General features: G+C 71.6%; 18 protein-coding genes. 16 read left to right on the plus strand and 2 right to left on the minus strand.

Going from position 1 to position 19,020, the window contains the following annotated elements; translation table 11 throughout:
• Positions 1-9 precede the first annotated feature (9 nt).
• The 13 genes from ASE01_RS08895 (at position 10) to ASE01_RS08955 (ending at position 12,266) form a co-directional block, all read left to right on the plus strand.
• Positions 10-363, plus strand: a complete 354-nt coding sequence (locus tag ASE01_RS08895; protein WP_056749801.1) for a holo-ACP synthase — start codon at positions 10-12, stop codon at positions 361-363.
• On the plus strand, positions 363-1,748 hold the full coding sequence (locus ASE01_RS08900; RefSeq protein ID WP_056749802.1) for a bifunctional ADP-dependent NAD(P)H-hydrate dehydratase/NAD(P)H-hydrate epimerase: 1,386 nt from the start codon (positions 363-365) through the stop codon (positions 1,746-1,748). Before ASE01_RS08895 ends, ASE01_RS08900 begins: the two co-directional genes overlap by 1 nt.
• 7 nt (positions 1,749-1,755) lie before the next feature.
• On the plus strand, positions 1,756-2,925 hold the full coding sequence (gene alr, locus ASE01_RS08905) for an alanine racemase (RefSeq protein ID WP_321164121.1): 1,170 nt from the start codon (positions 1,756-1,758) through the stop codon (positions 2,923-2,925).
• Entirely contained in the window at positions 2,922-4,019 is a 1,098-nt protein-coding gene (locus ASE01_RS08910) for an alpha/beta fold hydrolase (RefSeq protein WP_056749803.1), read from the plus strand. Before alr ends, ASE01_RS08910 begins: the two co-directional genes overlap by 4 nt.
• A complete protein-coding gene (tsaE, locus tag ASE01_RS23970) occupies positions 4,016-4,966 on the plus strand; it encodes a tRNA (adenosine(37)-N6)-threonylcarbamoyltransferase complex ATPase subunit type 1 TsaE (protein WP_200958785.1) in 951 nt (316 codons plus the stop codon). Before ASE01_RS08910 ends, tsaE begins: the two co-directional genes overlap by 4 nt.
• Before the next feature lie 183 nt (positions 4,967-5,149).
• On the plus strand, positions 5,150-6,313 hold the full coding sequence (locus tag ASE01_RS08920) for a glycoside hydrolase family 16 protein (protein WP_056749804.1): 1,164 nt from the start codon (positions 5,150-5,152) through the stop codon (positions 6,311-6,313).
• Positions 6,314-6,386: 73 nt separating this feature from the next.
• Complete coding sequence (locus tag ASE01_RS08925; protein ID WP_056749805.1) at positions 6,387-7,262, plus strand: family 16 glycosylhydrolase; 876 nt, start codon at positions 6,387-6,389, stop codon at positions 7,260-7,262.
• A 99-nt stretch (positions 7,263-7,361) separates the two neighbouring features.
• Positions 7,362-8,234: a family 16 glycosylhydrolase gene (locus ASE01_RS08930; protein WP_056749806.1), complete on the plus strand. Its 873-nt coding sequence runs from the start codon at positions 7,362-7,364 to the stop codon at positions 8,232-8,234.
• Between the two features lie 32 nt (positions 8,235-8,266).
• Positions 8,267-8,926 carry a tRNA (adenosine(37)-N6)-threonylcarbamoyltransferase complex dimerization subunit type 1 TsaB gene (gene tsaB, locus ASE01_RS08935; RefSeq protein WP_056749807.1) on the plus strand — a complete coding sequence of 220 codons (660 nt, stop codon included), beginning with the start codon at positions 8,267-8,269 and terminating at the stop codon, positions 8,924-8,926.
• Positions 8,923-9,432, plus strand: a complete 510-nt coding sequence (gene rimI / locus ASE01_RS08940) for a ribosomal protein S18-alanine N-acetyltransferase (RefSeq protein ID WP_235535924.1) — start codon at positions 8,923-8,925, stop codon at positions 9,430-9,432. Before tsaB ends, rimI begins: the two co-directional genes overlap by 4 nt.
• The gene (gene tsaD, locus ASE01_RS08945; protein ID WP_056749808.1) at positions 9,429-10,493 is read left to right on the plus strand and encodes a tRNA (adenosine(37)-N6)-threonylcarbamoyltransferase complex transferase subunit TsaD; all 1,065 of its coding nucleotides are present in this window, start codon (positions 9,429-9,431) and stop codon (positions 10,491-10,493) included. Before rimI ends, tsaD begins: the two co-directional genes overlap by 4 nt.
• A gap of 43 nt (positions 10,494-10,536) precedes the next feature.
• Positions 10,537-11,649 (plus strand): S-(hydroxymethyl)mycothiol dehydrogenase, encoded by a 1,113-nt coding sequence (locus tag ASE01_RS08950; protein ID WP_056749809.1) that lies wholly within the window; start codon positions 10,537-10,539, stop codon positions 11,647-11,649.
• Positions 11,649-12,266 (plus strand): MBL fold metallo-hydrolase, encoded by a 618-nt coding sequence (locus tag ASE01_RS08955; RefSeq protein ID WP_056749810.1) that lies wholly within the window; start codon positions 11,649-11,651, stop codon positions 12,264-12,266. The genes ASE01_RS08950 and ASE01_RS08955 overlap by 1 nt, the downstream gene beginning before the upstream one ends.
• Before the next feature lie 21 nt (positions 12,267-12,287).
• Here the strand turns inward: ASE01_RS08955 and ASE01_RS08960 are convergent, their stop codons facing one another.
• Both ASE01_RS08960 and ASE01_RS08965 read right to left on the minus strand, forming a co-directional pair.
• Positions 12,288-13,463, minus strand: a complete 1,176-nt coding sequence (locus ASE01_RS08960) for a class I SAM-dependent methyltransferase (protein WP_056749811.1) — start codon at positions 13,461-13,463, stop codon at positions 12,288-12,290.
• A gap of 23 nt (positions 13,464-13,486) precedes the next feature.
• On the minus strand, positions 13,487-15,646 hold the full coding sequence (locus tag ASE01_RS08965; protein WP_056749812.1) for an MMPL family transporter: 2,160 nt from the start codon (positions 15,644-15,646) through the stop codon (positions 13,487-13,489).
• A 229-nt stretch (positions 15,647-15,875) separates the two neighbouring features.
• Here ASE01_RS08965 and groES point away from each other — a divergent pair, with 229 nt between their 5' ends.
• The 3 genes from groES to ASE01_RS08980 all read left to right on the plus strand — a co-directional run bounded on the left by groES (position 15,876) and on the right by ASE01_RS08980 (position 19,015).
• On the plus strand, positions 15,876-16,169 hold the full coding sequence (gene groES / locus ASE01_RS08970; RefSeq protein WP_056750194.1) for a co-chaperone GroES: 294 nt from the start codon (positions 15,876-15,878) through the stop codon (positions 16,167-16,169).
• Positions 16,170-16,276: 107 nt separating this feature from the next.
• Complete coding sequence (gene groL / locus ASE01_RS08975) at positions 16,277-17,902, plus strand: chaperonin GroEL (RefSeq protein ID WP_056749813.1); 1,626 nt, start codon at positions 16,277-16,279, stop codon at positions 17,900-17,902.
• A gap of 252 nt (positions 17,903-18,154) precedes the next feature.
• Positions 18,155-19,015, plus strand: coding sequence for a GNAT family N-acetyltransferase (locus tag ASE01_RS08980; RefSeq protein WP_082605922.1), 861 nt, complete (start codon positions 18,155-18,157; stop codon positions 19,013-19,015).
• Positions 19,016-19,020: the final 5 nt, after the last annotated feature.

Raw genomic sequence — 19,020 nt, forward strand, 5'->3', positions numbered from 1 at the left:
TCCTGACTCATGGCCGTGGTGGGCGTCGGCATCGACGTGTGTGAGATCGCCCGGTTCGAGGAGTCCTGCCGTCGAACTCCCGCGATGGTCGACAAGCTCTTCACCGAGGGCGAGCGGGGTCTGGCGATGCGTTCGCTGGCTGCCCGCTTCGCCGCCAAGGAGGCGCTCGCCAAGGCGCTCGGCGCTCCCCGGGGCATGTCGTGGCACGACGCCGAAGTCGTCTCCGAGGACACCGGCCGGCCGCGGTTCCTGATCCGGGGCACCGTCCAGGCCGAGGCCGACGCGCTCGGCGTCCGTTCGGTGCACCTGTCCCTGACCCACGACGGCGGCATCGCGTCGGCGGTCGTGGTGCTGGAGGACTGATGCTCCGCGCCCACACCGTCGAACAGGTCCGCGCCGCCGAGGCCGACCTGCTCGCCCGGTTGCCCCAGGGCGCGTTGATGCAGCGGGCGGCATACGGCCTGGCCCACGCAGTGCTCGACCTGCTGGGCGGCGGTTACGGCCGCCGGGTGCTCCTCCTCGTCGGGCCCGGTCACAACGGCGGGGACGCGTTGTACGCCGGCGTCGTGCTGGCCCGTCGCGGCGCCCGGGTCGAGGCCTGGTTGCTCGCGGACTCCGTGCACGAGGACGGTCTCGCCGCGTTCCGCGCCGTCGGCGGCCGGGTCGCTCCTGCCGGCTCGGCGCACGACGGGTTCGACGTCGTGATCGACGGCATCCTCGGCATCGGTGGACGTCCCGGACTGCGCCCGGACGCGGTGGCGGCGCTCGAGGCCGTCGCGGGCGTCCCGGTCGTGGCCGTCGACGTGCCGTCCGGCGTGGACGTCGACACCGGCGAGATCGCCGGACCCCACGTCGTGGCGGACCTGACGGTCACCTTCGGCACCCACAAGGGCTGCCACCTGCTCGACCCCGCAGCGCTCGCCTGCGGCGCCGTCGACCTGGTCGACATCGGCCTGGACCTCCCGCCCGCACCGATCGAGGCCCTGCAGCCGATGGACGTCGCGGCGTTGCTGCCGCGCCCGGCGCTCGACGGCCACAAGTACTCCCGCGGTGTCGTCGGCGTCCGCGCCGGCTCGGCGGCCTACCCGGGCGCCGGCCTGCTCAGCGTCGCCGGTGCGTCGTGCGGCCTCGCCGGGATGGTCAGGTACGACGGCGACGAGGTCGTGCTGCGCCAGGTCCGTGCAGCCCATCCGGAGGTCGTCGGCCCCGGTCGGGTGCAGGCGTGGGTGGTCGGCTCGGGCAGCGACGACGCCGCGCAGCCCGCCCTGAGCGCGGCGTTGGCCGACGCCGTCCCGGTTGTCGTGGACGCCGACGCCCTCGCCTTCGCCGACCTCGCCCGCGGCCGCGACGCGGTCCTCACCCCGCACGCCGGGGAGCTCGCCCGGATGCTGGGTGCGCAACGGTCCGTGATCGAGGCGAGCCCGCTCGAGCACGCCCGCCGTGCTGCGCAGGAGTACGACGCCGTGGTGCTGCTCAAGGGCCGCCGTACCGTGATCGCGGCGCCGGACGGAGCGGTCCGGGTGACGACGACCGGCACCCCGTGGCTCGCCACCGCCGGGGCGGGGGACGTCCTCGGCGGCCTCATCGGCGCCCTGCTCGCCAGCGGTCTCTGCCCGTTCGACGCGGCGTCCGTCGGCTCGTGGCTCCACGGTGCCGCAGCCACGCTCGCCGCGCAGCAGGGGCCGTTCGTCGCCGGCGACGTCGCAGCGGCACTCCCGGCCCTGCTCGCCACCCTCACCGACCCTTGATGGAACGATGAGCACCATGTCGCGACCGCTGCTCGGCCCCGCGGAGATCGTCGTCGACGTCGCGGCGATCCGGGACAACGCGCGTCTGCTCGCCGCCACGGCGGGGGTCCCGCTGATCGCCGTGGTCAAGGCCGACGGCTACGGCCACGGCATGGTGGAGACCGCGCGAGCCGCCCTCGAGGGTGGTGCGGCCTGGCTCGCGACGGCCACGATCGAGGAGGCCGTTGCGCTCCGAGCGGCCGGCGTCGTCGACGTACCCCTGCTCTGCTGGATCACCTCCCCGACCTCCGACCACGCCGCCGCCGTCGACGCCGACATCGACGTCACGGCCTACTCCGTCGAGGAGTTGGACGAGATCGCGGCCGCGATCGGCGAGCGGGCGGTCCCGGCCCGGATCCAGCTCAAGGTCGACACCGGCCTGTCCCGCGGCGGTGCCAGCCGCGCCGACTGGGCGGCTCTCTTCGCCCGCGCCCGCGTCGGCGAGGAGCAGGGGACCTGGCGCATCACCGGACTGTGGTCCCACTTCGCCTGCGCCGACGACCCCTCGCACCCCGCCAACGACCGGCAGGAAGCTGCCTTCCGCGACGCCCTGGACCTCGCTGCCGGCCACGGCCTGCGCCCCGAGATCCGCCACCTGGCCAACTCGGCTGCCGCGATCCTGCGTCCCTCCGCGCGCTTCGACGCCGTGCGCTGCGGCATCGCGATGTACGGCCTCGACCCGGCACCCGGCCAGGCGACCGACATCGGACTGGTGCCGGCCATGACCGTGCGCGCGCCGCTGGTGATGGTCAAGGACCTCGCGCCCGGCGACGCCGTCTCCTACGGACACCACTGGACGGCCCAGCAGGCGACGACCGTCGGGCTGGTCCCGGTCGGGTACGCCGAGGGGATCCCGCGCAACGCCTCGCGCCCCGGCGCCCCGGAGGCCGCCGCCCGGGTCGGCATCGCCGGTGCGTTGCGCCCGATCCGCGGCACCGTCTGCATGGACCAGGTCGTCGTCGACCTCGGCGGCGACCGGCCGCCGGTCGGCACCGAGGTCGTCGTGTTCGGGCCACCGTCGGCCGGGGGGCCGACCGCGCAGGACTGGGCGGAGACCTGCGGGACCATCAACTACGAGATCGTGACCAGGATCGGGGGCCGGATGAGCCGCAGGTACGTCGACGGGGAACCCCGATGAGCCGCCGTGGAAGGGTGCTCGGCTCGTTCGCCGGTGCCCTCGGCGTCGCGGCCGCGGGCACGGCCGTGGGGATCCTGCGCCAGCAGCGGCAGATCAGTCGCCGGGCCGGCGAGGACATCACCTTCGGTGCGTTGCGCTCGGACCCGATCACCGTGGTCGCTGACGACGGCGTCGCGCTGTACGTCGAGGTCGACGAGGTCGAGCACACCGGGTCAGCGGGTGCGGTCGACCGGCTGCTGCGACGCAGCCACCAGGGCACGCCCCGGGTGACGGTCGTCTTCGTCCACGGGTTCTGCCTCAACCTCGACTGCTGGCACTTCCAGCGCGCCGCCTACCGCGGGCTGGTGCGCTCGGTCTACTACGACCAGCGCTCGCACGGACGGTCCGGCAACTCCGATCGCGCGCACTCGACGATCGACCAGCTCGGTCGCGACCTGCACTCGGTCCTCGACGCCGTCGTCCCCGACGGACCGGTCGTGCTCGTGGGCCACTCGATGGGCGGGATGTCGATCGTGGCGTTCGCCGAGCAGTACCCCGAGCTGATCGGTGACCGCGTCGTCGGGGTCGGCCTGATCTCGACGACTGCCGGCGGACTGGACCCGAGCCGGATCCTGCTGCCCCTGGTGCCGGCCCGACTGGGCGGTCCGTTCGCACGCAACGCCGTACGCGCCCTGCACCTCGGGCACCGCGCCGTCGACTCGCTGCGGCGCGTCGGTGCGGCGATGGGCACCGTGGCCACCGACCGCTTCGCCTTCGGCGAGGAGGTGCCGCGCGGCTACGTCGAGTTCGTCGACGAGATGCTCTCGGCCACCCCGTTCGAGGTGGTCGCCGACTTCTTCCCGCACTTCGTCAGCCTCGACAAGTTCGACTTCGTGGAGGTGCTGGGCGCCGTCCCGGTCTCGGTGATCTGCGGCACCGCCGATCGCCTCACCTCCATCGGGCACTCCCGCAAGCTCCAGTCCCGGATCCCCGACGCCCGGCTGCTCGAGTGCGAGGGCGCCGGCCACATGGTGACCATGGAGCGCCACGAGCTGGTCAACGCCGAGCTCGACCAGCTGATCACCGCGGCCGCTGCGAGGGCGACGGCCCGGTGAGCGCGGAGATCAGGGCGGTGGGTCCCGAGGCCGCAGCCCAGGTGCTGTCGGTCGTGCAGGCGGCCTTCGCGGCGCGCCCGGTGCTCGACCCGCCGACCGAGGCCCTCGCCGAGACCGAGGCCAGTGTGGCGGCCATGCTCGCCCCTGGCGGCGGCCTCCTGGCGATCGTCGACGGCCGTCCGGTCGGTGCCGTCGTCCTCGATCCGGTCGGCGACGCGATCTACCTGCGCCGGTTCGGGGTCGACCCGACGGCGCAGGGACAGGGCCTGGCCAAGGCACTCGTGCGGGCCGCGCTCGCCGAGGCCGCACGACGTGCCGCTCAGGTCGCTCCGGGCGCGGTCGCGCCGCTGCGCGCGGTGATCCTGGCCCGCGAGGAACTTCCACGGACTGTCGGTTTCTGGAGGGACATGGGCTTCATCGAGACGGCCCGCCATGCGCCGTACGTCGAGATGGCGCGCCCGGTCCCGACGGTGGTGGAGGTCGACTCGGCCCACGACATGCACGCGTTGGGCGTGCGGCTGGCCGGACACCTCCGTCCCGGTGACCTGCTCGTCCTGACCGGTGAGCTGGGCGCGGGCAAGACGACCTTCACCCGTGGCCTGGGCGAGGGCCTGGGCGTCCGTGGCGCGGTCACCTCGCCGACGTTCGTCATCTCCAGGGTCCATCCCTCGCTCGGGACCGGGCCGGCTCTCGTGCACGTCGACGCCTACCGCCTCGGCGGCCGGGGCGAGCTCGACGACCTCGACCTCGACACCGATCTCGACGAGGCCGTGACGGTCGTCGAGTGGGGCAGCGGGCTGGCCGAGGGACTCGCCGATGCGCGCCTCGAGATCCGCATCGCCCGCGCGACCGCGCTCACCGAGGTCGACCCGGAGGCCGACCCGCGGCTCGTCGAGATCGACCCGGTCGGACTGCGCTGGCTGGGCGTCGACCTGCGTCCGGACTGAGTCCCGCCCGCCCGCCCGTCCGCCGCCCGCCGAGGGACCCCGTCCCGGGGACCCGGTCCCACGGACCCGGTCCCACGGACCCGGTCCCGCGGACCCCCGTCCCCGGAATGCTCACCGTCGGGCCCATCGAGTCCGTCCTGCTGTCCGATCCGGCGGACCCCTGCGCCTTCCTAGCGTTGACGCATGGAGCGAAATCGGGAGTCCGGACGGGCCTTCACCCGCCTGCTCGGCGGCGTGGTCGCTCTCGTGATCGCCGTGGGCCTGTGGGCCCCGCAGGCGCCGGCGGAGGCCGGCAACCGGGCCACCCCGGTGCTCGACCGCCCGGTCGCCTCGTCGTCCTCGGTGAGCCTGTCCGGGCGTGCGCGGGCCCGGGCGATCGTCCGGATCCAGGTCCGCACCACCCGCTGGACGACCGTGCGCTCCGTGCGCGCCAACCGGTCCGGCACCTACCGGGTCCGGGTGCCCGTCTCCGCCCGCGCGCGGACCTTCCGTGCGGTGTCGGGCGGCCGACCCAGCAGGACCCGGACCGTCCCGGCGCGCAGGAAGGCCACGCCCCCCACGCCACCCAAAGTGGTGGCTCCGGCCGCGGACGACTGCGGCGTCCGCCCCCGCAAGGCCGATGGCGGCTGGTACGCCTGCAGCTTCGTCGACCAGTTCGACGGCGCCACCCTCGACCCGAACCGCTGGGTCGCCTCGCAGCTCGTGGGTTCCGGCGACCTGTGCGTCCTCGACAGCCCGCAGACCGTCGCCGTGGCGGACGGAACGCTGCGCCTCAGCGCGGTCCCGACCACCGAGGACCTCCTCTGCCCCCTGCGGGCCGACGGCACCCGGGGCTCCCACGTCTCGGGATGGGTGTCGACCTACGGGCGCTGGAGCCAGCAGTACGGTCGGTTCGAAGCGCGGATGAAGGTCCAGGACGTCGCCGGCCCCGGGCTCCAGGAGGCGTTCTGGCTCTGGCCGGACGTGCGCCACGGCTCGGACGCCGACTGGCCCAACACCGGCGAGATCGACATCGTCGAGACGTACTCCCACCGACCCGGTCTCGCCATCCCGTTCCTCCACTACAGCGCGGACATCCGTGGCGCCGTCAACGGGTTGAACACCGCCTGGAACTGCGTGACCTCGCGCGGGGACTGGCACACCTACGCCCTCGAGTGGACCGCCGACAGGCTGACGATCTTCGTCGACGGCAAGACCTGCCTGGTCAACACCGACGGTGCCAGCACCTTCCGCAAGAGGTTCATCATCAACCTCACCCAGCTGCTCGGAACCGGCCTCAACCTCTTCGACGGTGCACTGCCCCTCCCGGCCACCATGCAGGTCGACTGGGTCAAGGCCTGGCAGTGATCCTCACCGCCACGGCTCGGGCGGCGCGCCAAAAGGCGGCGCGGCGGCCCGTCGTTGACTACGTTGACCTCCCATGCGCTCCCGCCTGCTCCTCGCCGCCCTGGCGAGCCTCCTGCTCCTCGCGGCGGCGACGACGTGGTGGGTCGTGGCACGCGACGACGAGCCGGCCGCCGACGGCCGCTGCGGTCCGGAGCTGAAGAAGCCCGGCGGCGGGACCTGGGAGTGCACGTTCGCCGATGACTTCTCCGGATCGCGACTCGATCCGGACACGTGGCTGGTCCAGGAGCTCGTCGGCTCCGACGACATGTGTGCCACGGACTCGGCGCGCACGATCGCGGTCAGCGACGGGCACCTGCAGCTCTCGGTCGTGAAGACCGACCCGACGACCGACCCGACGACGGTCTGCCCTGTCCGGCCGGACGGCACCCGGGCGACGTACGCCGCCGGCTGGATCAGCACCCATGGCCGGTGGAGCCAGCAGTACGGGCGCTTCGAGGCACGCATACGCGTCCAGGACGTGCCCTCCGCGGGTGTCCACGAGGCGTTCTGGCTGTGGCCCGACGTCCGGTACGGCGCCGACAAGCCGTGGCCCGCCTCGGGCGAGATCGACATCATGGAGACCTACTCCCAGCATCCCGATCTGGTCGTGCCGTTCCTGCACTACGGCGCCGACGACAACGGGGGACCGGTCGACGGGCTCAACACCGCGCAGAGCTGCCGCACCACGCGCGGTGAGTGGCACGACTACGCGCTGGAGTGGACGGCCGAGGAGCTGAGGATCTTGGTCGACGGCAAGACCTGCCTGGTCAACACCGCGGGCGCCAGCAGCTTCCGCAAGAGGTTCATCATCAACTTCACGCAGTTCCTCGGCAGCGGCCAGAACACCTACCAGCCGACCATGGCGCTGCCGGTGTCGATGGAGGTCGATCACGTGCGGGCCTGGCGCTGACCGGTTCCGAAAAGTGATACAGGTTCCATTTCGGTGACCTGAGTCACTACCTTGTCCCCGGGGCAACGGCTCTCGGGTTCAGGGTCATGGGGGAAGTCAATGCGTTCGAAGAGGTCCGTCCTCGTTTCTTTCTGTCTGCTCGCGACGCTCCTCGCGGCGCCGATCTCGATCAGCACTCCGGCGCCACCGGCCGAAGCGGCCTCCGATGCGTGCGGCACGAAGCTGGTCCGGCCGGCGACGTCCGGCGGCGGCTACTGGACGTGCACGATGGCCGAGCACTTCCTCGGTTCGAGGCTCGACCCGAACCGGTGGACCGCGCTGAACCAGACCGGCGAGGCCGACCTCTGCGTGGTCAACAGCCCGCGCACGGTCTCGGTCGGCTCCGGGAAGCTGCGGCTGTCCGCGGTGAGGACCGGGCTCGCCGTCCAGTGCCCGCGGCGACCGGACGGCACCCGTGGCAAGTACGCCGGCGCGACGGTGAGCTCCTTCTGGCGCTGGAGCCAGCAGTACGGCCGCATGGAGGCCCGGATCAAGGTCCGCAGTGCCACCCAGCCCGGACTGCACGAGGCGTTCTGGATGTGGCCGGACGTCCGGTACGGCAGCGACCGCCCCTGGCCGGCGTCGGGCGAGATCGACATCATGGAGACCTACTCGGCCCGGCCGACGCTCTCGGTGCCCTTCCTGCACTACAGCGCCGACAGCCTCGGCGCCATCGACGGGTTCAACACGTCGTGGAGCTGCCGCTCGCAGCGTGGGCAGTGGCACACCTACGTGCTGGAGTGGACGGCGACCCGGCTGGCGATCATCGTCGACGGCAAGACCTGCCTGGTGAACACCCACGGCGCGGCGGCCTTCCGCAAGCGCTTCATCATCAACTTCTCCCAGCTCCTGGGCGGCGGCAACAACCTCTACACCGGGCGCGTGGCCCTGCCCGCGACCATGGAGGTCGACTGGGTGAAGGCCTGGCGCTGAGGCCGGCCGGCCCCGGCCGGTAGCCTCGACCCGTGCTGCTCGCCCTCGACACCGCGTCGCCGACGGTCACCGTCGCCCTGCACGACGGCACCGACGTGCTCGCCTCTGCCACGGCCGCCGACGGGATGCGCCACGGAGAACAGCTCGCGCCGCTGATCCAGCAGGTCCTCGACCGGGCCGGAGCCCGGCCCGGTGACCTCACCGCCATCGCGGTCGGTGCGGGGCCCGGTCCGTTCACCGGACTGCGCGTCGGCCTGGTCACTGCCCGGACGATGGGCCACGTGCTGTCGATCCCGGTCCACGGCGTCTGCTCACTCGATGCCCTGGCCGTCGAGGCGGTGGAGAGCGGAACCGTCGACGGGGACTTCCTCGTCGCGACGGACGCGCGGCGCAAGGAGGTCTACCTCGCGTCGTACGACGCCCGGGGGATGCGCACGGGAGACCCGCTCGTCGACCGACCCGCCGTGCTCGCCACTGAGACGCCGGTCGTCGGCGAGGGCGCGGTGCTCTACCCCGACGCCTTCCCGAACGCCCGTGGACCGATGCGCCCCGACGCCGCCTGGCTGGCCCGTGCGGTCGTGGGCGAGCGGGTGCGGCTGCTGGAGCCCGAGCCGCTCTACCTCCGCCGCCCGGACGCCGAGATCCCCAGGGCGCCGAAGGCCGTGCTGTCCGACGTCACCCCGACCCCGTGACCGACCCCGTGACCGACCCCGTGACCGGATTCGTCACGGTGCGTGGCGCAGGGACTGACGACGTCGGCGCGATCGCCGACCTGGAGGCCGAGGCCTTCCCGCTCGACCCGTGGTCGGAGAACCTGATCGAGCAGGGCGTCGACCACACCCTGCCGACCGTCACCCTCTTCGTCGCCGAGGCCGCCGGTCCGCACGGTCAGGAGTTCGCGGGCTACGCCGTGGTCAGCGTCGTCGACGTGGACGCCGAGCTGCAGAGGATCGCGGTGCCCGAGGACCTGCGGCGCAGTGGCGTCGCGCGGGCCCTGCTCGGCGCCGTCCGCACGCACGCCGCGGCACTCGGCGCGGAACGGGTGCTGCTCGAGGTGCGTGAGGACAACCTCGCCGCCCGGGCGTTCTACACGCGCAACGGATTCACCGAGCTCGGACGTCGCCCGCGCTACTACCGCGACGGCACCACGGCGGTGGTCCTCGTCGTCCCCCTCGCACCCGTCACAATGGTGCCGTGACGACCCCCGACGAGCCGCTGGTGCTGGGCATCGAGACCTCCTGCGACGAGACCGGTGTCGGCATCGTCCGCGGCAACACGCTGCTCGCCGACGCGGTCGCCAGCAGCGTCGAGCAGCACGCCCGTTTCGGCGGCGTGGTCCCCGAGGTGGCCAGCCGGGCGCACCTCGAGGCGATGGTGCCCACGATCCAGCGCGCCTGCGACACTGCGGGCATCCAGCTCTCCGACGTCGACGCGATCGCGGTCACCCACGGGCCCGGTCTCGCCGGGGCCCTCCTGGTCGGGGTCGCCGCCGCGAAGGCGCTGGCGCTCTCCCTCGGCAAGCCGATCTACGGCGTCAACCACCTCGCCGCGCACGTTGCCGTCGACCAGCTCGAGCACGGGCCGCTCCCGGAACCCTCGCTCGCACTGCTCGTCTCCGGCGGGCACTCCAGCCTGCTCAGGGTCACCGACATCACCGGCCACGACTCCGGCGTCGACCCGATGGGCGCCACGATCGACGACGCCGCCGGCGAGGCCTTCGACAAGGTCGCGCGGCTGCTGGGCCTGCCCTTCCCCGGTGGGCCGCACATCGACCGCGTCGCCCGGGAGGGCAACCGCGTCGCCATCGACTTCCCGCGCGGCCTGTCGAGCCGTCGCGACCTCGAGCGGCACCGTTTCGACTTCTCGTTCTCCGGGCTCAAGACCGCCGTCGCCCGCTGGGTCGAGGCCCGCGAGCGGGCCGGCGAGCCGGTCCCGATCGCCGACGTCGCGGCCTCCTTCCAGGAGGCGGTGTGCGACATCCTGGTCCGCAAGGCGCTCGACGCCGCCGCCTCCGAGGGCATCGAGGACCTGATGATCGGCGGCGGGGTGGCTGCCAACTCACGTCTGCGTGCGATGGCCCAGGAGCGGGCCGACCGCCTCGGCATCCGGGTCCGGGTCCCACGTCCGGGACTGTGCACCGACAACGGTGCGATGGTCGCGGCACTGGGCTCGACGATGGTCTCGCGCGGCCGCGCGCCGTCCTCGCTCGATCTGCCCGCCGACTCGAGTCTCCCGGTCACCGAGGTCCTCGCGGGCTGACCGATACGGTGGTGCTCCCGTTCCGATCCGCCCAGGAGGCACCATGCAGCAGGTCAAGGCCGTCATCGCTCGTAGCAAGGGAGCGCCGGTCGAGATCGCGACCATCAACGTCCCGGACCCGGGTCCGGGCGAGGCGGTGGTCAAGGTGCTGACGTGCGGGGTGTGCCACACAGACCTGCACTATCGCGAGGGTGGGATCAACGACGAGTTCCCGTTCCTGCTGGGACATGAGGCCTCGGGTGTCGTGGAGTCGGTGGGTGCGGAGGTCACGGACCTGGCGCCGGGTGACTTCGTGGTGCTGAACTGGCGGGCGGTGTGTGGTGAGTGCCGTGCATGCAAGCGTGGTGAGGCGCAGTACTGCTTCAACACCCACAACGCGACGCAGAAGATGACGCTGGCCGATGGTCCGGACGCCGGCACCGAGCTGAGCCCGGCCTTGGGGATCGGTGCGTTCGCGGAGAAGACACTGGTTGCTGCGGGGCAGTGCACGAAGGTCGACTCCGAGGCTCGTCCGGCTGCGGTGGGTCTGCTGGGTTGTGGCGTGATGGCGGGGATCGGTGCGGCGATCAACACGGGTGCGATCACCCGGGGTCGTTCGATCGCCGTGATCGGCTGCGGTGGTGTCGGGATCGCTGCGATCGCCGGTTCCGCGCTCGCCGGTGCCTCGCCGATCATCGCGGTCGACATCGACGCGAAGAAGCTCGAGACCGCGAAGCGCCTGGGCGCGACCCACGTGGTGGACTCCAGCAAGCTCGACCCGGTCGAGGAGATCAAGCGGATCTGTGGTGAGACCTACGAGGGTGCTGACGGTGCCGACGTGGTGATCGAGGCCGTGGGTCGCCCGGAGACGTGGAAGCAGGCGTTCTACGCCCGTGACCTGGCGGGCACGGTGGTCCTGGTCGGGGTGCCGACGCCGGACATGAAGATCCCCGAGATCCCGTTGATCGACGTGTTCGGTCGCGGTGGCTCGTTGAAGTCCAGCTGGTACGGCGACTGCCTGCCCTCGCGTGACTTCCCGATGCTGGTGGACCTGTACCGCCAGGGTCGCCTGGACCTGGACGCGTTCGTGACCGAGGAGATCGGGATCGGCGACATCGAGGCTGCGTTCGAGAAGATGCACCACGGCGACGTGCTCCGTTCGGTCGTGGTGCTCTGATGGGCGGCACCTTGCGTGTCGACCACGCCGTGAGCAGCGGGACGTTCTCGCTGGACGGCGAGACCTTCGACGTCGACAACAACATCTGGGTGGTCGGTGACGACGAGGAGTGCATCGTGATCGATGCCCCTCACTCGGTCGAGGACATCCTCGCGGTGGTGGGGGAGCGTCGGGTCAAGGCCATCGTGTGCACCCACGCCCACGACGACCACGTCCGCGTCGCCCCCGCCCTGCGGGAGAAGGTCGTCGCGCCGATCCTGCTGCACCCGGCCGACGGCCCGGTGTGGGAGCTGACCCACACCGACCACCTGTGGGACCTCGATCTCGCCGACGGTTCGGAGATCCAGGTCGCCGGTACGACGCTGAGCGTGCTGCACACGCCCGGCCACGCGCCCGGCGCGGTGTGCCTGTACGCGCCGGACCTGCACTGCGTGTTCACCGGCGACACCCTGTTCAACGGTGGCCCCGGAGCGACCGGACGCTCGTTCAGCGACCGGCCCACCCTGGAGGACTCCATCCGCGCCAAGCTCTTCGGCCTGCCCGACGACACCGTCGTGCACACCGGCCACGGTGACGACACCACGATCGGTGCGGAGGCCGCGGCGCTCGGACGCTGACGCGTTCGGCGGTGGTGACCCTCAGACGGGGTCGACCAGCAGGGCGGTGCCCTCGCCGGCGACCCGGGTCAGCACGATGGTGGCCTCTGCGTCCCCGCTCAGCGCCAGCCGCTTGCGCAGGGTCTCGGGGACCACGTCGACCCCGCGCTTCTTGATGGTCAGCCGACCGATCCCGCGTTCGCGCAGGGCCGCCCGGAGGGCCTTCTCGCGGTAGGGCAGCTCCTCGATCACCCGGTAGGAACGGGCGAACGGTGTGGGGACGTGGCTGTCGGCGGTGACGTAGGCGATCTTCGGATCGACCAGACGGCCGCCGACGGCGCTGGCCACCGCGGTGACCAGGCCGGCCCGGATCACGGCGCCGTCCGGCTCGTGGAGGAAACCGCCGACGGCGCGGGTGCCGATCGCCTCCGCGCCGGGGTCGTCCTCGTCGGTGAGGGTCGCGAGCCCGCCGTCACCGATGACGGTGGCACGTCGGGCGACGGTTGCGGTGCGGCCGGACCAGAGGGCTGCCTCCTTGACCTCGCCGCCGTCACTGACCCACTCCGCCTCCACCCCTGGGGGGATCAGGCCGTGCGGGATGCCGGGGGCGACCTTGACGCAGGCGTCGCGGGCGAGCAGGCCCTGGACCCAGGACCACGGCGGGGTCCAGTCCTCGACGCGGAAGGTGCGGCCGGCGCCGGAGCGCCGGGCCGGGTCGGCGAAGGCGAGGTCGAAGCCGGAGTGGTCGAGCGTGGTCGCATCGGCCACCTGCACCGCGCCCGCGAGCCCGAGCGCGGCGAGATTGGCCCCTGCTACGGCGACCCGCACCGGGTCGAGGTCGACGCCGGCGCACACGATCCCCGCTCCCGCGGCGGCCATCAGGTCTCCGCCGACACCGCACCCCAGGTCGACCAGGGAGCCTGCCCCGAAGGCGGCGGCCCGCCCGGCCCGGTGCCGGGCCACGCGGACCCGGGTCGCCTGCTCCAGCCCGTCGGGGGTGAAGTAGAGCAAGGGGGCCAGGTCCCCGAACTTCGCGACGGCACGTCCGCGCAGCTCCACCTGGGTGAGCGCTGCCGCGGCACGCTCCGCGGTCGTCGTACGACGCAGGGCGGAGCCGACCGCGAGCGGGTTCGGTTCGCTGGCGACCAGCGCGGTGGCCTCGGCCAGCAGCAACTGGCCGTCATCGGTCAGCAGCCACTGGAAGGTCTCGAGGTCCACCCCGCGATCCTGTCAGGCGGGCGTCACTTCGTGAGGTCGACCCCGTCCGGGTGGGACTTCCCGGGCTCCTTCGCCACATCGGCGTGACCGGGCCACCAGGCGGCGTGCCCGAGGAGCGAGGTCAGGGCCGGCGTGAAGAACATCGACATCACGAAGGACACGATCAGGATGCCGACGGCCAGGGCGAAGCCCATGGAGACGATCAGCGTGTTGCCGCCGAGCATCAACGACGCGAACGTTCCGGCCAGGATCACGCCGGCCGCTGCGATGGTCGGGCCGGCGTGCGTGACCGCCTGCGCAGCGGCATCGTGCGGGTCACGTCCCTCCCTGGCCTCCTCGCGGAGGCGGGCGATCATCAAGATGTTGTAGTCCGTCCCGAGCGCCGTGACGAAGAGGTAGATGTAGATCGGGAGCATGAAGATCAGCCCCGACTCCCCGCCGATGTGCTGGAAGGCGATGACGGTCGTGCCGAGGGTGGCGGCGAAGCCGAGGCCCACCGCCGCCATCAGGAACCACGGCGCGACCAGGCTGCGCAGCAGCAGCGCGAGGATCAGCATGATCACGCCCGCCGCAACGGGGAAGACGACCTTGTAGTCGCGCGCCATCGCCTTCGACATGTCGGCGAAGATGCCGGGCGTGCCGCCGACGAAGGCCTCGGTGCCCTCGGGTGCGGCGTCGTGCGCGGCATCGCGGATCGGACCCTCGACGTTGTCCTGCGCCTTGTCGGAGACCGGGTCGTCGTGCAGCGTCAGGTAGTACTGGTAGGCCGTACCGTCCTCAGACGGCAGCGGTCCGGCGACCTGGTCCACGCCCTTCGCCTCGCCCAGGGCGGTCTTGAACGCCTCGAGCTCCTCGGGGGTGACGTCGGCGCCCTCGGCGTCGACGAGGACCGGGACGGGCTCGGCCGCGCCGGCGGAGAAGTTCTCCTGGAAGGTCGTCATCGCCTCGGTCGACTCCACGCCCTCGGGCAGGCTGGAGTTGAAGTCGAAGGACGGGTTGAAGCTCAGCGCGAAGAGGGCCAGCACGGTCATCGCACCGCCCGAGGCCAGGGCAGTGAGGCCGGGGCGCTGTCCGACGAGCCTGCCGAGCTTGATGAAGGTGCCGTGCTTCGGCTCCTTCTGCCAGGACTTCGAGGGCCAGAAGAGCGCCTTGCCGAGCAGCGACACGATCGCCGGGACGAGGGTGAGCGCGGCGATGAGGGTGACGAACACGGCGATGGCGAGCGCCGGGCCGATCGCCCGGAAGATGCTGAGCGAGCTGAGGATCAGCGCCATGAACGCCACGATCACGGCCCCGCCGGCGGAGGCGATCGCCTCGCCCGCCCGGTCGAGGCTGTGCACGACCGAGTCCCTCACCGCGGCCCCCTGCCGCATCCGCTCGCGGTGGCGGAACAGGAAGAACAGGATGTAGTCGGTGCCGACGCCGTACAGGACGACGATCAGGATCTGCTGCACCGACGAGTCGGCCTTGAGGTCGAAGATGTCGTTGGCCCAGGCGATCGCGCCGGTGGCGATGGTGGACACGAGGGCGACCACCACGATCGGCAACAGGCAGATCAGCACACTGCGGAAGATCAGGGCGAGCAGCCCGACGATGAGGACCACCGTGGCGACGCCGACGATGAGCAGGGTGGACTCGCTGGACTCCTGGGAGTCCAGGCCCTGCGGGACCGCTCCGGTTGTGCGGATCTCGAGATCGGTGCCCTCGTTGAGGTCCTTGATCTCCTCACGCATGTCCTCGGCGTCGTCGAAGGCCTTGGGGTCGTAGCCGCTGGCCCCGTCGGCGAGCGGCACGATGCCGAAGAGGACCGATCCGTCCTCGGACAGGTTGGGGGCACCCGTCTCGTCCTGCGTGATCACCAGGCGCTGGAAGGTCTTCTCGCCGAGGGTCGGCGCGAGCGCCTGGCCGATCTCGGCGGCCTTGGCCTGGTCCCCGGCGGTCAGCTCCTCGCCGTCCTTGCGCTCGATGACCAGGATCGCTCCCGGCGAGAAGGCGTCGGAGAACTTGTCCTCCTGGAGCTGGAGGGCCTGGATCGACTCGTAGTGGTCGGGCAGGAACTCCGAGTTGTCCTGGGTGGACTCCAGGGCCGGAGCGCTGGCGCCGACCACCACGGCGACCAGCACCCAGGCAGCGATGACGTACCAACGGAAACGGGTCACGAAACGGCCGAGCGCAGCGAACATGACAGGCACGCTAGCGGCGTACCGGGGCTGCCGGTCAAGCGACTTTGGTAGGGACTCGCCACATCCGGCCACGGGGCCGCTCTGGCACTCGCTTGAGGTGAGTGCTAGTTTCATCACTGGCACTCTCGTAGTGAGTGTGCCAATGCCGGTCAGGAGCGCGACGCGCCCCAGGCCGGTCCGCGAACAGCACCACCCAACTCTTCAGCCCCAGAAAGTGGAGGTCGACATCGTGTCGGTCAACATCAAGCCGCTCGAGGACCGCATCGTCGTCAAGGCCGTCGAGGCGGAGCAGACCACCGCCTCCGGCCTGGTCATCCCGGACACCGCCAAGGAGAAGCCCCAGGAGGGCGAGGTCCTGGCGATCGGCCCCGGTCGCATCGACGACAACGGCAACCGCGTTCCGCTCGACGTCGCCGTCGGCGACAAGGTCATCTACAGCAAGTACGGCGGCACCGAGGTCAAGTACGCCGGCGAGGAGCTCCTCATCCTCTCCGCGCGCGACGTCCTCGCGGTCCTCGGCTGATTCAGCTTCGCTTCGCTTCGCCCGGGATGTCATGCGAAGTGGTCGCCCCGGCGGCCATGACGCATGACGTCCCGGGCGTTCGGCTTTCCCTACCCAAGGAGTAATCAGTGCCCAAGATCCTGGAGTTCGACGAGAACGCCCGCCGCGCGCTCGAGCGTGGCGTGGACAAGCTCGCCAACACGGTCAAGGTGACCCTCGGCCCGAAGGGCCGCTACGTCGTCCTCGACAAGAAGTGGGGCGCGCCCACCATCACGAACGACGGTGTGACCGTCGCCCGCGAGGTCGAGCTCGACGACCCGTTCGAGAACCTCGGCGCGCAGCTCACCAAGGAGGTCGCGACCAAGACCAACGACGTCGCCGGTGACGGCACGACCACCGCGACCGTCCTGGCGCAGGCGCTGGTCCACGAGGGCCTGCGCGCCGTCGCGGCCGGCGTGAACCCGATGGGCCTCAAGCGCGGCATGGACGCCGCCGCTGCGGCCGTCGGCGAGGCGCTCAAGGACGCCGCCCGCGAGGTCGGCGACGAGAAGGACATCGCCTCGGTCGCGACGGTCTCCTCACGCGACAGCCACATCGGCGACCTGCTCGCCGAGGCCTTCAGCAAGGTCGGCAAGGACGGCGTGATCACGGTCGAGGAGTCGAACACCCCCTCGACCGAGCTCGAGTTCACCGAGGGCATGCAGTTCGACAAGGGCTTCAACTCGGCGTACTTCGTCACCGACGCGGAGCGCCAGGAGGCCGTCCTGGACGACCCCTACATCCTGCTGAACCAGGGCAAGATCTCTGCGATCGCCGAGCTCCTGCCGCTGCTGGAGAAGGTCATCCAGACCGGCAAGCCGCTCTTCATCCTCGCCGAGGACGTCGAGGGCGAGGCGCTCTCGACGCTGGTCGTCAACAAGATCCGTGGCACCTTCACCGCTGTCGCGGGCAAGGCCCCCGGCTTCGGCGACCGCCGCAAGGCGATCATGCAGGACATCGCCGTGCTCACCGGCGGCACCGTGATCTCCCCGGAGGTCGGCCTCAAGCTCGACCAGATCGGTCTCGAGGAGCTCGGCCAGGCCCGTCGCATCGTCGTCACCAAGGACAACACCACGATCGTCGACGGTTCCGGCGATGAGGCTGCTGTCGCGGGTCGCGTCGAGCAGATCAAGCGCGAGATCGAGGCGTCGGACTCCGACTGGGACACCGAGAAGCTCCAGGAGCGGCTCGCGAAGCTTTCCGGTGGCGTCGTGGTCATCAAGGTCGGCGCTCACACCGAGGTGGAGCTCAAGGAGAAGAAGCACCGCATCGAGGACGCCGTCTCCGCGACGCGCGCCGCGATCGAGGAGGGCATCGTCCCCGGCGGTGGCTCCGCGATCATCCACGCCGCTGCCGTGCTCGAGGGTGACCTCGGCATGACCGGCGACGAGGCGATCGGCGTGCGCATCGTGCGCAAGTCGGTCGACGAGCCGCTGCGCTGGATCGCCGAGAACGGTGGCGTGAACGGCTACGTCGTCACCAACAAGGTCCGCGAGCTGGGTGTCGGCAACGGCTACAACGCCGCCACCGGCGAGTTCGGCGACCTGGTCGCCCAGGGCGTCATCGACCCCGTCAAGGTGACCCGCTCGGCCCTGGCCAACGCGGTCTCCGTCGCGGGCATGCTGCTCACGACCGAGGTCCTCGTGGTCGACAAGCCCGAGGACGAGGACGAGGCCGCCGCTGCCGGCGGCCACGGCCACGGTCACGGTCACTGATCGACCACCTGCTCAACGCAACCGGCCCGTCGTACCTCCTGGTGCGGCGGGCCGGTCGCATTGGGGCGCGAAGTGCGTGGGTTTCTCCGCCGAAGTGTCAGGTTTTCTCCATCGAGATCGCCCCGGGTGACACCGGGACGCGAGCTCGAAGGAGAAAGTGCCGCACTTCGCAGGAGAAAACCTGGCACTTCGCGCGCCACCCGGAAACATGAGTGATCGCGGCGCGTGACCTGACTCCGGCATAGTGGGCACATGTTGTGGAGAGTGCGTGCCGGACTGCCCGACCGACCGGGGGCCCTTGCCGAGCTCGCCGCCGCCTGCGGGCGGGCGGGCGTCAACATCCAGACCGTCCAGGTGTTCCCCGACGGCACCTCGGTCACCGACGAGTTCGTGCTCCAGGTGCCGCAGGACTGGACCCGCCAGGCGCTGCACGACCTGGTCAACGACGCAGGCGGGCAGACCGTCTCCGCGGTGCCGGTGACGACCGCCGCGCTGGAGGACCAGCCGACGAGGTACGTGCAGGCGGTCCGCGCGATCATCGCGCAGCCGGCCACCTTCCCCGACGTGGCGGCGCACCTGTTCGACGCGGACGTCGCGCCGAGCGACGGCGCCGAGGACGTCCTGGAGATGACGGTCGGTGGCGCCGCGACGATCCAGATCCGGCGCGATCCGCCCTTCACCGCGACCGAGCGGGCGCGCGCTGCGGCGCTGGCCGAGCTCGTCGGCCAGGTGCTCGACGCGCAGACCCCGCCGGCGCCGCAGCAGACCGGCGCGACGGACCCCGACTTCGTGACCGACGGCGCCATCGTCACCGCCCTGGCGGCCGGCAAGGTGGCCGGGCGCGCGGAGTTCACCGAGCCGGAGCCCGGCGAGCCCTGGCCGGTGGACCTGTGGGTCGACCCGGCCTGGCACCGACGTGGCGTCGGCACCCAGCTGCTGGCCGGTGTGGCCCGTGCTGCGCGAGCCCACGGAGCCGAGGAGATCGTGCTGACGGCGCCGTCCGACAGCAAGGCCGTGCTGCCGATGGTGCTCGCTGCGGGCATGCGCGGCCGCATCCGGATGGCGGGGGAGTCGCTCACCGTACGGATCGCGATCACCGACCTCCGGGTGTGACGGAG

This window comes from Nocardioides sp. Root190 (assembly GCF_001428565.1).
Taxonomy (GTDB): domain Bacteria; phylum Actinomycetota; class Actinomycetes; order Propionibacteriales; family Nocardioidaceae; genus Nocardioides.